This window comes from Rothia sp. ZJ1223 (genome assembly GCF_016900985.1).
Classification (GTDB): domain Bacteria; phylum Actinomycetota; class Actinomycetes; order Actinomycetales; family Micrococcaceae; genus Rothia.
Map to the genome: position 1 here is coordinate 89252 of NZ_JAFEUT010000006.1, position 15388 is coordinate 104639.

Here is a 15388-nt window from a genome sequence, read left to right on the forward strand (position 1 = left end):
GCGCGGATGCCTATAGCATCCGCGCTCATACCTAATTGACCGGATTGGCGTGTAGGCGGTTAGTGCGTAGTGCTGAGTTACTCAGCAATGTCCCACTCTTCAGCGTTCCAGGTAAGGGGGCGCTGACCAGGCTTGGGCTTTACACCGGTGATGAAGTCGCTGTAAGCAGCAACTGCAACTGACTGGAAGAGGGGCAGACCGTAAGCGTCCTTGAACAGCTCGGCATCTGCTGACATCTTGAGGGTGTCAATCTTGTCCTGATCGGTGGTCTTCATGATCTCGTTAGCAGCTGCGTCAACGGTTGCGTTGGAGTAGCTGGTGAAGTTTGAGCTTGAACCGGTCTTAAAAATCTGACCCAGTGACTCGTTACCAACACCTGATGAAACCCAACCGTAGATTGAAGCGTCGTAGGTGCCCTCAGAGCCGGTAACCAGTAGCTTTGCCCACTCTTCGCTACCTGCGTCCTCAACCTTGAAGCCTGCCTTCTCAGCTGATTCCTTGATCATCTGGTAGGAGTTGATGCGGTTGGTGTTCTTGTTGTTGTAAAGAATACGAACGGTAGGAGTCTTGCCTGCCAGCAGTTCCTTAGCCTTTTCGATGTTCGCGTCCATGTTGTCTGAGGGGTACTCAGATGAGTTGTTGGACTCGATGGTCTTGTCGTATGCATCACCATCTGATGAGACGTAAAGCTGTGAGTTCAGAACTACAGCCTTGTCTGACATGGGCTTGATGAGCTTGTTAACGATGTCCTGACGGGGGATAGTCAGCAAGAATGCCTTGCGGACGTTCTCATCGGTGAAGGGGCTACCCTCTACCATGTTCAAATCGAGGTGATCGTATGCCTGGTCGGGCTGGACGTTGGTGGTAACACTTTTAATGCCTTCAACCTGTGACACGGTGTCGATGGATGCCTGGGGGGCAATCATGTTGACGTCACCGTTCTGGAGCGCCTGAACCTGAGCTGCAGCGTCGGGGATGGTCTTGAGAACGATTTCGTTAACCTTGGGCTTTACATCGCCCTGGTAGTTGGGGTTCGCAGTCAGGGTGAGGTCCTGGTTTTCGGTAACACCTGAAACCAAGTAAGGACCGTTACCTACCAGCAGTGCCTCGTTCTCAGGCATGGTGGTGGTGTTGTAGCCGGTGTTCCACGCATCAGCAATCTTGCGCAGGTCAGCGTTTTCTTCACCGGGGGTTGCGGTTTCAAGAACTTCAACGAGTTTTGCTTCGTCCATGCCTGCGAGTTCAGCAACAACGTGAGCGGGCTTGGTTAGATCGTAAGCGATTTCCCAGTCAGCGAAAGCTTGGGGGTAGGTGAAGGAGATGGAGCGACCGTCTTCGCCCAGGGTGGGCTTGTTTGCGCCACCGAGACCGCCGGTGTCACCAGCGTAGTCGAAGTAGGTGATACCTTCTTCGCCTTCGCCGTTGAAGTAGCCTGAGAGGTTAGCCCATGCCAAGAGCAAATCGCCCTTGTCGATGTCGTTGCCGTCTGACCACTTCTGGCCGTCGTTAACCTTGTAATCAACCTTGATACCTTCGCCCTCTTCGGTCATGCCGTAGGAGCCGAACCATTCGTTGTGGCGAATGTCGAAGGTGTCAGTGACGGTGTAGAAACCGCGGGAAGTGAGCTGGTCAACGGTGCCGTTGGTGTCGCTGTTACCCTCGGCAGCGTCAGTGTTGAGTGAGGTGAAGACGTTGGTGATTGCCATTGACACTGACTTGTCTTCTGAGCCGGCTGCACCTGATGAGCTACCTGAACCGGTTGAGGCGCAGGCGGTGAGGCCGAGTGCTGCGACTGCGGTCAGGCTGAGAGCGCTTGAGATACGTGAAGAGCGCATGCTTTTGGTCTCCTTCTATATGAATGAGTGATGTAAGTGTTGCGGCCTAATGACCCCTGCCACAGGCGCCTGTGACTGGTAACACGAAGTGTGGTTTTATCATAGGTCATGAAGTCTTAGAAAATGAAATGGAAAAGGGAATTTGGATGTTAAGTTTTTGTTAACCCAAAAAATAGGGAACCGTCCATCTGACTGCTGGAGACCCTTAAAGCCCTGAAATGAAGCGCAACAAACGGGGAGCAGTACGCTATGCGAGACAGCGATGGGTCAGCGAATATTACCAAGCTGTAGTCTGAATTTTATGATGTTTCAGGTCAAGCAGTTTTACGAGTTAACCCTTGAAGAGCTCAACGCGATTTACATAGCCCGTTCTCAAGTTTTCACTGTGGGGCAGCAGCTCACAGTGCAAGAACCAGATTTGGTGGATCGTCACGCCGTACATGTCTTTCACGCAGATTCTAACGGTACTGTTCTTGCTTATCTGCGTCTTATTCATCTGGAGACCCTTACTGACTCCCATTACCCGCAAGTAACAGCTGCCTACGCCATCTCTCGCGTTGCAGTGGTACCTGAAGCGCGCGGACGCGGTCTGGGGCGCAAAATTCTGGAGCGCGCCCTTGAGTGGGTGAGCGCAGAAACCAAGGCTGAAAAAGTCCTGATTGATGCCCAGTCGTACCTAAAAGATACCTACTATGCGCCGGCAAGATTCGTGCAGGTGGGTGAAGAATTTGAAGAAGTTGGATTACCTCACGTCAAGATGATTCTGGAGGTTCCCCGCCCATGAGTGCCTTTACCCTCAAAACCTTTGACGAGCTTACGACCGCTGAACTCTACGCCATTGTCGCTGCGCGCACCGCTGTTTTCATCGTGGAACAGAACTGCCCCTACCAAGATACCGACGGTCTTGATGCCCACTGCCAGCACCTCTACCGCATGAATAACGGAGACATTGAGGCTTACCTGCGTATCTTTGACCGTAGCTCGGTGGCGGATCATCATTCACCGCGCCGGGAGGGCGTTGCGTCCTTAGGGCGCATCATCACCACAGAATCAGCACGTGGCACCGGGCTAGGGCACCAGCTGGTGGAGACCGGTATTGAGCATGTGCGCGCCACTATGCCGCACGTGTACACTGTTTTTATCTCAGCCCAGGAGCATCTGGCTGAGACCTTCTATGCGACCCACGGCTTTCGCAGGGTCTCTGAACCCTACCTCGAAGACGACATCCCGCATGTGGATATGGAGCTCACTCTTTAAACACAAAAATTGTGCAATTTTTGTTCTTTTCTCTTGGAGAATCAAACAAAAATTGCACAATTTTGTGCGGGAAAAGCTACTAGTTACTTGGTAGTAATCTTCAGCAGCTGATCACCGATGGTGACAGCACCGGTTGAACCCTCAACATCGTCGAACTTCACAGTGTTAGTCACCAGAACCGGGGTAACCAGCGGGTAGCCAGCGTTCTCGATTACAGAGCGATCGAAAACAATCAGCTCCTGGCCAGCAACAACGCGCTCACCCTTAGCTACCTTCACGGTGAAACCTTCGCCACCGAGGTTCACGGTATCGATACCCACGTGAATGAGCAGTTCAACACCGGAATCCAGCTTGATGCCCACAGCGTGAGCTGACGCGGGAGTTGCGATGATCTTGCCATCAGCAGGAGCCACTACGGTGTTGCCGCTGGGATCAATGGCGACACCCTTACCGAGCTTCGCTGCTGCGAAGATGGGGTCGGGAACCTCAGCCAGAGGAATCGCGCGTCCTTCAAGAGGCGCGGTCAGAGTGATAATATCACCGGCAGCTGCAGGCTGCGCGGATGCGGTTGCCGCGGTGCCGTGTGCAGTGGTGTGAGCTGCTGCGGTTTCAGTGGGAGTAGCTACAGGGGCCCCGGTCTCTACGGGGTCAACAACAGCGGCGTTACCTGCTACTACGGGGGCACCAACAGCTGCTGCCTCAGGCTCGGTCTTCTGGCTCTTTGATTCGTAGCCGAAAATCAGTACACCTGCCATAGCGCCGAAGAAGGCGATAGCCAGACCAACCATGTAGAGGTACCAGGGCTGCATAGCAGGAATAGAAATCAGAGAGGTGAAGGCGAAAGCGTAGGACTTAACACCCAGAGCTGAGATGGTAGCACCACCGATAATCGCGGGAACCAGAATCAGGGGAAAGACGCGCTTGTAACGCAGAACAATGCCGTACAGGGAGGGTTCAGAGATACCACCGAGCAGACCGGAGGCGGCTGCACCAACGGCGGTCTGGCGGAGTTCCTTGTTGCGGCGAGCCACGATAGCAACACCGGTAACAACACCGAAAACAGCGAAGTTGTAAGCGCCCATGGGGGACTGGATGAAGTCAGTGCCCGTGGTCTGCAGGTTGTTAATCATGACAGCGTTCAGGGGCCAGTGCAGACCCAGGGGAACCATAAACAGGTAGAGACCGGCGATAACGCCACCTACCAGCCAGGGAGCAACTTCATTGACGCCGCCAATGAAGTCAGAGATACCGAGCGCGAACTTGATGCCGATGGGGCCAATGAGGAAGGCAGTTAGGGGAACCAGAATCATCACAGAAATCATGGGCACGAAAACCATGTGAAGCATGGTGGGGATGACCTTCTTTAAGAAGCGCTCCAGGGGCGCTAGCAGAGCCGCGGCGAAGAGGGGCGGGAAAATCTGACCGGTGTAGTTCATAACGTAGAGAGGCAGATCAAGACCCAAGAAAGGAACACGGACAACGCCGTCTACAGCGATGTCTGCAAAGCCCTGAAAAGTGCCGGTCATCAGAGCTGCGGGAATAGCTGCACCAACCCACATGTTGGCACCGAGACGCTTAGCCGCGGTCGCACCCAGCATGATGGGCATGAACTGCAGAACAGACAGGGAGGCTGCCAGCATGATGAACCAGAAGGGGAAGGCAGCTCGCCACTCATTGAGCATCGCTGCTGCCGCGTCAGCATCAGCAAGACGCGGGCCATTCACAATGTCGATGTTAACGCTTTCGCCGGTGAGGTCGGTGTACTGACCAAAGAAGCCCAGCTGCTGCATGAACACGATCAGGGTCAGGATCATTGAGGTACCCAGCAGTGCCCAGAGCACGGGGCGGAATGAATCTGACAGAACGTCGAAGACACGGGTCAAGGGGGACGCCTTCTTTTCGTTGGCATCGTTAGCGGCGGCGCTTTCACCTACATGATTCATGCCGGGTAGCTTCTGCATCTCGTTGTAAACAGATTCAACCTTGTCGCCCAAAACAACCTGGGTCTGACCTGACTGCTCAATGATGGAAAGAACACCGGGGGTGTTCTCAATCGCCTTGGCATCAATTGCTGCCTTGGACTTGGGGGTAACGCGCAAACGGGTAGCGCAGTGGGTGAAGTGAGAGATATTCTCGGGGCCTCCCAGACCTTCGAGGATCCTCTTACCCATCTCGGTATTATTCACCGTGATTTCTCCTTGTAAGAAGTAACAAAAAATCGCATCAAAACTGTTGCAGAAAACAAAAAGACCCGAGTTGCTAACGTTCGACTTTTCACACCTGTAGTATGCCCTCACCATGAGGGAGGCACACCACCTAAGAAAAACTACGAACCACACCGCGAGGGAGGGCTTGAGCTTTCAGGTGAAAAGTTTCAAGAGCGCAGTAGCGTTTGGCTACTTTCCTCTTGAAAATGTAAGCAACTCAGGTCTTGCCTGCTAACCAGTAACAATCCTGATGAATACTGTGCAACCGGTGTAGCCACCGATTACGTTTCGTGTGATGATTCTACTCCACTGCTTTTTAAAGGGCAAGAAAAAGAAAGCAATATGCCCATCTTTTTGCAGCGCTTGCACTAAAGATTGTGTGCTTTGCGCTGGCGGTGAACCCAGCGCGCTGTAGCGGCTAGGCGCGTCCGCCCGCGTGAACCCTAGCCTCGCGGGCAGCTTCAACAGCCTCGGGGTGGTGCTGGTGCATCCAGCGCTTGTGGTAGCGGTAGTTGATTTCAATCAGCACGCTACCGACCACACCGGCAACCAGGCAGGTGGTTAGAAGCTGACCGGCGGGGAACTCAAACTGGTGGTACCACTGCGAAGCGGGCACCAAAACCGCCAACGCCAAACCTGCGTACATGGCAGCAACCAGGGCGGCGCGCTTAGCATCGAGGGGGCGGACGGCGGTGGTGAGGTTCCACAGACCCAACAAGACCAGGGTAATCAGTGTTGCCGTCTGCAACTGCTGACCGGACGCTACGCCCTCGGCAAAGAGGGCGCGTCCTACAAAATTCACGGCAACCAGGGTGAGAGCAACAATCAAGGCACTGGGAATCGCAAAGTGCAGGGCACGCTGCAAGAAGCCCGGAACATAGCGGCGAGTATTGTGCATCATAGTGAGGAAGAAGGCCGGGCCGCCCACAATCAATAGGTCAGCGGTGGAGTACTGACGGGGCAGTAGCGGGAACTTCCAGCACAAAATACCCAACAGCACACCAAGGGCAATAGCGAAGCCGGTTTTTGTCAGGAAGAGGTTGGTGACCCGCTCAATATTGGCAATAATCTTGCGCCCCTCAGCCAGTACAGATGGCAGACGGTCAAAGCGTCCGTCCAAGAGAATTAGGCGTGAAACGGCTTTAGTTGCGGGGGCAGCATTACCCATGGCAATACCCAAATCGGCGTGTTTGAGGGCAAGGGCGTCATTGATGCCATCGCCCGTCATCGCCACGGTGTGCCCAGCCTCCTGCAGGGCAAGCACCATGTTCTTCTTTTGCTTGGGGGAAACCCTACCAAAAACATTGTGGGTCAAAGCTGCCTGAGCAAGCTCCTTGCCGTTTTCGGGCAGGGTTGAGGCATCAATAGCACCGTTTTCAACATCCATACCTGCGATACGCGCGGCAGCAGCAACGGTTTGCGGGTTATCGCCAGAGAAAACTTTGAGGTCAATGCCCTGCTCGGTGAAGTAACGCAGCGTCTCAGGTGCCTCAGCGCGTACCTGCTCACGGAAGGTAATCAGTACCGCGGGGGTAGCATCGGGCTTGTCTGTGAGCGCCTTGCCATCAGCTCCTCGCGGCAAGGACGGGGCATGCGAGAGCACCATGGTGCGCAAACCTGAAGCGGCAAGTTTAGCGGCGCGGACGCGCTCAGGCGAGTCAGCGGGCAACAGAGCTTCAGGCGCGCCAAGTACCCAGGCACCGGTTTCAAACTCAACGGCTGAGAAGCGCTGGGCTGATGAGAAAGCGATGGTCGCGGCTGCCGGTTGCGCGGGTACCTCAGTGAACTCTTCACCCAGCGCAGCAGCGGTGGGGTTAGCGTTCTCATCAGCACCAAACCACGCCAGCGCCCGCTGCCAGCCGGAGGGCGCGCCGGGGAACTCCACCGCGTCGTTGAACCCTACTCCACCTTCGGTCAGGGTACCTGTCTTATCGAAGCACACCACATCAACGCGTGCGAGTACCTCAACAGCAGGCTGCTCCTGAATGAGCACCTCATCTTGGGCGAGTTTCACCGCCGCCACCGCAAAAGAAATGGTGGTCATGAGCGCCAGCCCCTGCGGAATCATAGAGGCAATCGACGAAACAGCAACAATGGTGGTGTCCTGCCACGCACCGCTGTCAAGAGCATACTGCCAGCCACCGGCGGCAACCATCTGACCGTTAACCACAATGGCAATAATGGGAATCAGCGCGAACGTAATCCACTTGACCACGCGCTCCATACCGGCACGCAACTCAGAGCTAATCTGCGAGAACTGACGTGCCTCATGCGCTAGCTTGTTAGCGTGGGACTCACTGCCCACCGCAAAAATCTGCACCCTACCGGTACCATGAACCACTGAGGACGCAGACAGCACCGTATCACCAGGCTTCTTAGCTACCGGGTCATTCTCACCGGTCAACATCGATTCATCAAGATCTAACCCGTCAGAGGTGAGGACGCGCGCATCCGCCGGCACCTGATCCCCGCGCTTAAGCACCACAACATCGTGGAGCACCAGCTCATTCAGAGCAACCTGCTGAACCGCCCCATCACGCACCACCGTTGCCGGGTCGCGGCGCAAAAGGGCAATCGCGTCCAGCTTCTTCTTCGCTGAGTATTCCTGAACGAAACCCACCACCACGTTGGTGACCGCCGCAAGCAGAAAGAGCATATCGAGCCATCTGCCCAAGAGAATAACGGCAAGACCGCACAGCCCCAGCACAAGATTAAAAAGAGTAAAGAGGTGGGTACGCGCAATCGCGCTCACAGGGCGCGAGGTACTGGTATCAACTGTGTTCGTCTTACCCTCGCGGGTAAGTTCTTGCACCTGGTCACCAGAAAGCCCGGTGGTAGCGAGTTCCGTATCTGTTGCCCGGTGTGTAGCTACCATCGAATGTGCGCCCTGCCTTTGAACGAAAAGTGTCTTTACAACTGCCGCGTAGAACCTGCCTACATGTTGCCCAGTTTACCTGCCGGAGGCGTCCTTGCGTGTTTCGCATCCGTGGCAATGGGTGTCTTATGAAGATTTTAGAGCGCTCACCGTAGCCCGTCACCATTCCCAGGAACGAGATTAGCCGGCAGACCACTACGCCCCCGGTGCAACAAACCCTCAACCGCGAGAGGACACGTGTGCGTCAAAATCATGCCGATTATGATGCACACGTGTCCTCTCGCAAGAGATGGGAGGCTTAGCCCTGCGCTACCTCACCGAAGTAGCGTGCCATGGTGCCCTCATGTGCTTCGCGCATCTGCTCGATGCTCAGAGAGAATTCGCCCTGAACTTCCAAAGCATTTGATGCTGAATCAACCACACCAATGCGAGCGGTGGGGAAGTTACGTGCGGTACACATGTCGTTGAAACGAACTTCCTCAGAACGAGGAACAGAAACAACCACACGTCCCAGAGACTCTGAGAAGAGCAGAGTGAAGATATCTACACCGTCACGCTGAGCGACCTCCCCCAAACCAATACGGGCACCGGTGCCAAAACGCAGGCACGACTCCACCAAAGTAGCAGCCAAACCACCAGTAGCAACGTCATGCGCAGCGTCAATCATGCCATCGCGTGACATATTCACCAGCATATCGCCCAAGGTGCGCTCCAACGCCAAATCAACCTTGGGAGGCTGACCGCCCAAGTGACCCTTCAAACGTGCCCATTCCGAACCGTCCAGCTCGTCGCGGGTAGTGCCCAGCAGGTAAATAGCCTGACCGTCTTCAGTATCAGACCAGCCTGAGGGGGTACGGCGGGTGACATCGTCCATCACGCCCATCATCGCCACCACGGGGGTGGGGTTGATGGCGCGCTCGCCGGTCTGGTTGTAAAGAGAAACGTTACCGCCGGTAACGGGAACACCCAGTTCCATACAACCGTCTGCCAAACCGCGCACAGCTTCAGCGAACTGCCACATCACATCGGGATCCTCGGGGGAGCCGAAGTTCAGGCAGTCAGACACAGCAACGGGGCGTGCGCCAACGGTTGCTACGTTGCGGTACGCCTCAGCCAAGGACGCGCGTGCGCCCTCATAGGGATCGAGCTTGGTGAAGCGGGGGTTTGAGTCGGTTGCCAGTGCAACACCCAAACCGGTCTCTTCATCCACGCGAATGACACCAGAATCATCGGGCATTGCCAGAGCGGTGTTGCCCTGCACGTAGCGGTCGTACTGGTTGGTAATCCATGACTTTGAGCAGAGATTGGGCCCTGCCATGAGTTCCAGTACAGCATTGCCCAGGGCACCTCCCGAGGTGGGGCGCTGCGCGTCCGCCTCCGAACCGGTGAAGTGGTTCGCCTGCAGCTCGTCCTGCCACTTTGGGCGGGCGTAAGGACGCTCATAGGTGGGGCCGTCGTGGGCAACGGTCTTGGGGTCAACGTCGACGATGATTTCGCCGTCCCACTCGATGGTCAGGCGACCCGAGCCGGTGACTTCGCCCAGTACGGAGTACTCGACGTCCCACTTCTCCATGATGCCTTCAAAGCGTGAGAGGTTCTCGGGAGTGACAACAGCCATCATACGCTCCTGGGATTCTGACATGAGAATCTCGCCGGGAGTCAGGGTGGGGTCGCGCAAGAGTACCTTGGTCAGATCGACGTGCATGCCGCCGTCACCGTTGGACGCCAACTCGGAGGTTGCACAGGAGATACCGGCAGCGCCGAGATCCTGAATACCTTCAACAATGGAGTTCTTAAAGAGCTCCAGACAGCACTCAATCAGTACCTTCTCAGCGAAGGGGTCGCCCACCTGAACAGCGGGACGCTTAGAAGGCTTGGTGTCATCGAATGACTCTGATGCCAGAACGGACGCGCCACCGATGCCGTCGCCACCGGTGCGGGCACCGAAGAGAACAACCTTGTTGCCAACACCAGAAGCGTTTGCCAGGCGAATGTCTTCGTGACGCATGATGCCAACAGCCAGCGCGTTAACCAGGGGGTTTGCCTGGTAGCACTCGTCGAATTCAACTTCGCCGCCGATATTGGGCAGACCCAGTGAATTGCCGTAGCCGCCCACACCCGAGACAACGCCGGGTAGGACGCGCGCGGTATCTTCGTGGTCGATGGCGCCGAAACGCAGGGGATCCATGACAGCAACCGGGCGCGCACCCATCGAAATAATGTCACGCACAATACCGCCAACACCGGTTGCAGCACCCTGGTAGGGCTCAACGTAGGAGGGGTGGTTGTGCGACTCGATCTTGAAAGTAACAGCCCAACCGTTACCAATGTTGGTCACACCGGCGTTCTCACCAATGCCTACCATGAGATCTTTCTTCATCTCATCGGTGACCTTAGCGCCAAACTGTTTCAGGTGAACCTTCGATGACTTGTAGGAGCAATGCTCAGACCACATCACCGAATACATCGCCAACTCAGCGGCAGTGGGGCGACGTCCCAGAATCTTCTTGACGTCTTCAAACTCGTTTTCTTTGAGACCGAGCTCAGCCCAAGGCAGCTCGGCGTCGGGGGTAGCCGCCGCATTCTTGACGGTATCCAGATTAAACTGCTTTTCGCTCATAAGAGTATAAATTTCCTTGAAACTAGAGCTTAGCGGGCAGAAACCAGCTGGTTGAGAACAGAAGTGAAAACACCCAGACCATCAGCGCCACCGCGCAGGGCAACATCACCGAAACCAGAAGAATCAGGGCCGAAACCGGGCTCAACTGCGTGCTCGGGGTGGGGCATCAAGCCAACCACGTTGCCGCGCTCATTGGTGATACCGGCGATGTCATTGCGAGAACCGTTGGGGTTCACACCAACGTAGCGGAACACCACGCGTCCTTCAGCTTCAAGAGCCTCTAAGGTGTGCGCGTCCGCAACGTATTGACCGTCCTGATTCTTCAACGGAACAACGATCTGCTGACCTTTTTCAAAATCAGAAGTCCAGAAAGTCTCATTGTTGTCGATGCGAAGAACCTGATCGCGGCAAATGAACTTGCGGTGATCGTTCTTAATCATCGAACCGGGCAACAGGTGGGTCTCTGTCAGAATCTGAAAACCATTGCAAATACCCAGCACCGGCAGCGGCGATGAACCAGAAGTGCCAGAGGCAGAAGCAGCCTTAGCAACCTTCTCCATCATCGGAGCCTTTGCCGCAATAGCACCGGCACGCAGGTAATCACCATACGAAAAACCGCCGGGCACAACAACTGCATCTACATTCTGCAAATCGGTATCGTTGTACCACAGCGGTACGGCAGTGCCACCAGCAAGAGTAACCGCCCGCACAGCGTCGCGGTCATCCAAAGTGCCAGGGAAGGTAATAACACCCACGCGCACATCAGCCAGCGCGCTATTGGTCGGTGCGGTAGAAAAATCGCCCACCAAGGGAACTTCGGTAGGAGCCAAAGACTCAGCCATTACTTAGTCCTCCAGCGCTTCAACGTTGACGACGTCCTCGATAACGGGGTTAGACAGCAACTCGGTAGCAGCTTCACGAGCCTGCGCCAACAGCTCTTCAGTTACCTCACCCTCAACGGTGAGTTCAAAACGCTTACCCTGACGAACATCAGTGAAATTCTTCAGACCAATGCGGGGCAGTTCGTTAGCAATAGCCTTACCTTGGGGGTCAAGAATCTCGGGCTTGAGCATAACGTCAACAACAATACGGGCCATAGTGTGGGCACTCCTAGATGTGCGTAAAAGGTAACAATTGACCAGTTACATCTTAACTTAAAAGCTAGGGGTGGTAACCATATGTGCCGGGCGGTTCGCAGGTGGGTGTACAAAGGGTGCTTGTGCTCCTATCGCGTACTATAAAACCATGGAGTTTCTGATAGGAACGGGACTTGCTGCTTCGGCTGGGCTGAATGCGTATGTGCCTTTGCTTGCGCCCCCTGCTCAACGCGGTGTCCGCTGGGTTCGCTGTCCCCGTGTTCTCAACCGGTGAGGATGCCGGTGCTATCGCCCTTTCGCTGGCTGCTATCTTCCTGCCGCTGATCGCCCTCATCGCTCTGGTTGCCACCGCCGTCTTCGTTGGCATGAAGATCAGAAAGTTTAAGCGCCGCAGAAAATACCGGGACGCGGTGACAATTCTCTAGACTTCCATACAAGAGGTGGGAGGCAGACTGGGCGGTCTGCTCCCTTCCGTACCTATTGTTTAAAGGGTGAGCGAAATATCTGCCGAGGTCTGGGAAAGTGATGTGAACTACGTTATCTTGGGAGGTAGGACGTCTTGTTACGTCCAGCCCATATGTATTTACCCCTCATGTCGCAAAGGTGCGTACTCGTGAAAAATGTCAGAAAGTTTGCCGCTCTTCCTTTCGCCGCAACCATCTTATTTACCGGTGTAGGTATTGCAGGGGCAACACCCGCCCCCATCCTCCCCGCCACAGGCGACCCCGGAACATACACCGAGCAGAACATCGCCGAAAAACTGATCGGCGATTCTTCAAACTACCGAATTCCTGCGCTGGCAGACCTCGGTAACGGTGTAGTACTTGCCGCCTGGGACGGGCGTCCGACAAACGCAGCAGATGCTCCCAACCCCAACTCCATCGTCATGCGTCGCTCCATTGATAACGGTCAGACCTGGGGCGAAACAACCTTCATCGCCAAGGGCAACCTCGGTACTGATGGCACCCAGAAGTACGGTTACTCAGACCCCTCATTCGTTGTAGACCATGAAAGCGGTAAGGTTTTTGCCTTCTTCGTGTACTGCAAGAACCAGGGCTTCTGGGGTAGCCAGTACGGTAATGACATTAGTAAGAACCCCAACGTCATGGCAGCGGTTGTGGTTGAATCATCAGATCAGGGCGTTACCTGGTCAGAGCCCCGCGACATCACCTCTATCGTCAAGCCCGGCAACGGTGAAGGCGCGCCCGCAGTGGGTGATATCCGCTCAACCTTCGCTACCTCCGGTGAGGGTATTCAGCTCAAGTACGGTGAGCACAAGGGTCGCCTCATGCAACAGTTCACCGGCATGGTCAAAATGCCCGATGGTAGCGAAAAGACCCGCGCCTACACCGTCTACTCCGATGACCACGGTGTCACCTGGAAGCGCGGTGGCTTCGCAGGCATCGGCATGGACGAAAACAAGATTGTTGAGCTGTCTGACGGACGCATCATGCTCAACTCCCGCGACTTTGACGGCTCCGGCTACCGCAAGGTTATCATCAGCAATGACAGCGGTGAGACCTGGGGCGAAACCGTAATTGACACCGCGCTACCTGACCCCAAGAACAACGCTTCAATCACCCGCATGTTCCCGGACGCACCCGAAGGCTCAGCTGATGCGAAGAAGCTGATATTCACCAACTCCAACAACAACGCTAATAGCGCCCGCGTTAACCTGAGCGCTCGCGTTTCGTGTGATGACGGCGAAACCTGGCCGAGCGTCCGCCAGTTCAAGGACGGCTTCGGCGCTTACTCCACCGCAACCGCCCTCTCAGACGGCACATTCGGTGTTTTCTACGAGGCGAGCTACAAGAATGACATGCGCTTTGGCTCCTTCGATGAAGCCTGGCTGAACTACGTTTGCGCGCCAGTGAGCGTTGATGAAACTAAGGCAGTAGCGGGCGAAACCACCAGCGTTCCCGTTACCATCACCAACCAAGAAGACACCCCTCTCAGCGGCAAGGTCACCATTCACGATTCCAAGGGCTTCACCGCCAACGAAGTCACTGTTGAGGCGATCCCTGCCGGTGAAACCCGCACCGTGAACGTAGAACTGACCGCCAGCGAGGAAGCACGCAACGCTAGCATGGACGCTGTCTTCACCAGCACCACAGGCAAGCAGTCCCGCGGTACTTTCCAGGTGAAAGTCCCCGCAGCTTACGTCTTTGGCGTTACTGTGTCAGGAACCGGTCCGCAGTCGCGCGATTTGACCACCACCCCCTACAAGGTGGGCGACAAGATTAACTACAACATCACCGTTGCTAACACCTCGAATGAATCTGTCAGCGTCGTACCCAGCGCGGGCAACTTTGAGCAGGGCTTCTTCCCGCCCATCGCGCCCAACTGCCGCTACAGCAACCTCGCAGTTGACGCGATGTACGAGTGCAAGACTGCCTCACACACCGTTACTGAAGAAGATATCGCTCGTGGCTACTTCGAACCGCTGATGGTCTTCACCGTCACTTCTCGTACCGATGCTAGCCGCACCACTACCGTTGAGCACAAGGGCGAACGTGTTTATCTGACCCCCGTCGCCCCTGAACTGACCGTCACCGGCACCATGAGCTCACCGGCTCAGGAAACCTACGCAGAAGGTGACAAGATCGCCTACAGCTTCAAGGTCACTAACCCCAACGACTACGCAGTAACCGTGGTGCCCACCGCCGGTAACTTCGACGCTGGATTCCTGCCCAATAGCGCACCCAACTGCCGTTACCGCAACCTGGGCGCACAGGCATCCTACGACTGCACCACCGCGGTACATACTGTCACTGCTGAAGACATCGCCCGCGGCTACATTGACCCGGTAGCAGTCTTTGAAGTCTCACCGCAGATTTCAGGTACCACCCAGACCGTTGAATTTGCGGGGGAGCGCATCAACCTCGCCCAGGAGCCTCGCGAACCCCGATTCATTGACGTTCCAGAAGATTACCCCTTCTTTAAGGAAATTGAATGGCTCGCAGCCCAGGGCATCACCACCGGCTGGTCAGATGGCACCTTCCGCCCCACCGAGTCAATTGAACGCGGTGCGATGGCAGCCTTCTTCTACCGCATGGCAGACTCACCCGAGTTCGAAGCCCCGGCAACCCCCACCTTCAAGGACGTACCCACCACCCACCTCTTCTACAAAGAGATTGAGTGGATGGCAGCCCAGGGCATCACCACCGGCTGGTCAGATGGCACCTTCCGCCCCGATGCCTCAACCGAACGCGCAGCAATTGCAGCCTTCTTCTACCGTTATGCAGGAGAACCCGCAGTAGCAGCTGACTACGTTCCGCCTTTCACCGACGTCAAGGACAGCAACATGTTCTACCGCGAAATCAGCTGGTTCTCCCAGCAGAACATCGCAAAGGGCTGGGCTGATGGCACCTTCCGCCCCGACTCCTCCATCCAGCGTGCGGCAATGGCAGCGTTCATTTACCGCTACGAGACCATGTAAGAGTTCTTAGAACTTTCACAGCGCTGATATAAAAACTGCTGCACCTCATCACCGAGGT

At 55.6% G+C, this 15388-nt stretch carries 10 protein-coding genes; 4 read left to right on the forward strand and 6 right to left on the reverse strand.

The features are described 5' to 3' along the window. Positions 1 to 77: 77 nt before the first annotated feature. Entirely contained in the window at positions 78 to 1835 is a 1758-nt protein-coding gene (locus tag JTP09_RS09110) for an ABC transporter family substrate-binding protein (protein WP_204878151.1), read from the reverse strand. Positions 1836 to 2136: 301 nt separating this feature from the next. Here JTP09_RS09110 and JTP09_RS09115 point away from each other — a divergent pair, with 301 nt between their 5' ends. Next, positions 2137 to 2619 carry a GNAT family N-acetyltransferase gene (locus JTP09_RS09115; RefSeq protein WP_204878152.1) on the forward strand — a complete coding sequence of 161 codons (483 nt, stop codon included), beginning with the start codon at positions 2137 to 2139 and terminating at the stop codon, positions 2617 to 2619. Further along, on the forward strand, positions 2616 to 3092 hold the full coding sequence (locus JTP09_RS09120) for a GNAT family N-acetyltransferase (protein ID WP_204878153.1): 477 nt from the start codon (positions 2616 to 2618) through the stop codon (positions 3090 to 3092). The genes JTP09_RS09115 and JTP09_RS09120 overlap by 4 nt, the downstream gene beginning before the upstream one ends. A gap of 83 nt (positions 3093 to 3175) precedes the next feature. Here JTP09_RS09120 and JTP09_RS09125 read toward each other — a convergent pair whose 3' ends face one another. From JTP09_RS09125 to purS, 5 genes are all read right to left on the reverse strand, one after another. Next, positions 3176 to 5278 carry a glucose PTS transporter subunit IIA gene (locus tag JTP09_RS09125; protein ID WP_204878154.1) on the reverse strand — a complete coding sequence of 701 codons (2103 nt, stop codon included), beginning with the start codon at positions 5276 to 5278 and terminating at the stop codon, positions 3176 to 3178. A gap of 439 nt (positions 5279 to 5717) precedes the next feature. Beyond that, entirely contained in the window at positions 5718 to 8174 is a 2457-nt protein-coding gene (locus JTP09_RS09130) for an HAD-IC family P-type ATPase (RefSeq protein ID WP_204878155.1), read from the reverse strand. A gap of 298 nt (positions 8175 to 8472) precedes the next feature. Beyond that, positions 8473 to 10794, reverse strand: a complete 2322-nt coding sequence (gene purL, locus JTP09_RS09135; protein ID WP_204878156.1) for a phosphoribosylformylglycinamidine synthase subunit PurL — start codon at positions 10792 to 10794, stop codon at positions 8473 to 8475. Between the two features lie 29 nt (positions 10795 to 10823). Further along, a complete protein-coding gene (purQ, locus tag JTP09_RS09140) occupies positions 10824 to 11636 on the reverse strand; it encodes a phosphoribosylformylglycinamidine synthase subunit PurQ (RefSeq protein ID WP_204878157.1) in 813 nt (270 codons plus the stop codon). A 3-nt stretch (positions 11637 to 11639) separates the two neighbouring features. Further along, entirely contained in the window at positions 11640 to 11891 is a 252-nt protein-coding gene (purS, locus tag JTP09_RS09145; RefSeq protein ID WP_204878158.1) for a phosphoribosylformylglycinamidine synthase subunit PurS, read from the reverse strand. A 200-nt stretch (positions 11892 to 12091) separates the two neighbouring features. On the opposite strand from purS, the gene JTP09_RS09150 reads away from it, so the two are divergent. Then, complete coding sequence (locus tag JTP09_RS09150; protein ID WP_204878159.1) at positions 12092 to 12316, forward strand: DUF4126 family protein; 225 nt, start codon at positions 12092 to 12094, stop codon at positions 12314 to 12316. 188 nt (positions 12317 to 12504) lie between these two features. Then, positions 12505 to 15330 (forward strand): S-layer homology domain-containing protein, encoded by a 2826-nt coding sequence (locus JTP09_RS09155; RefSeq protein WP_204878160.1) that lies wholly within the window; start codon positions 12505 to 12507, stop codon positions 15328 to 15330. Positions 15331 to 15388: the final 58 nt, after the last annotated feature.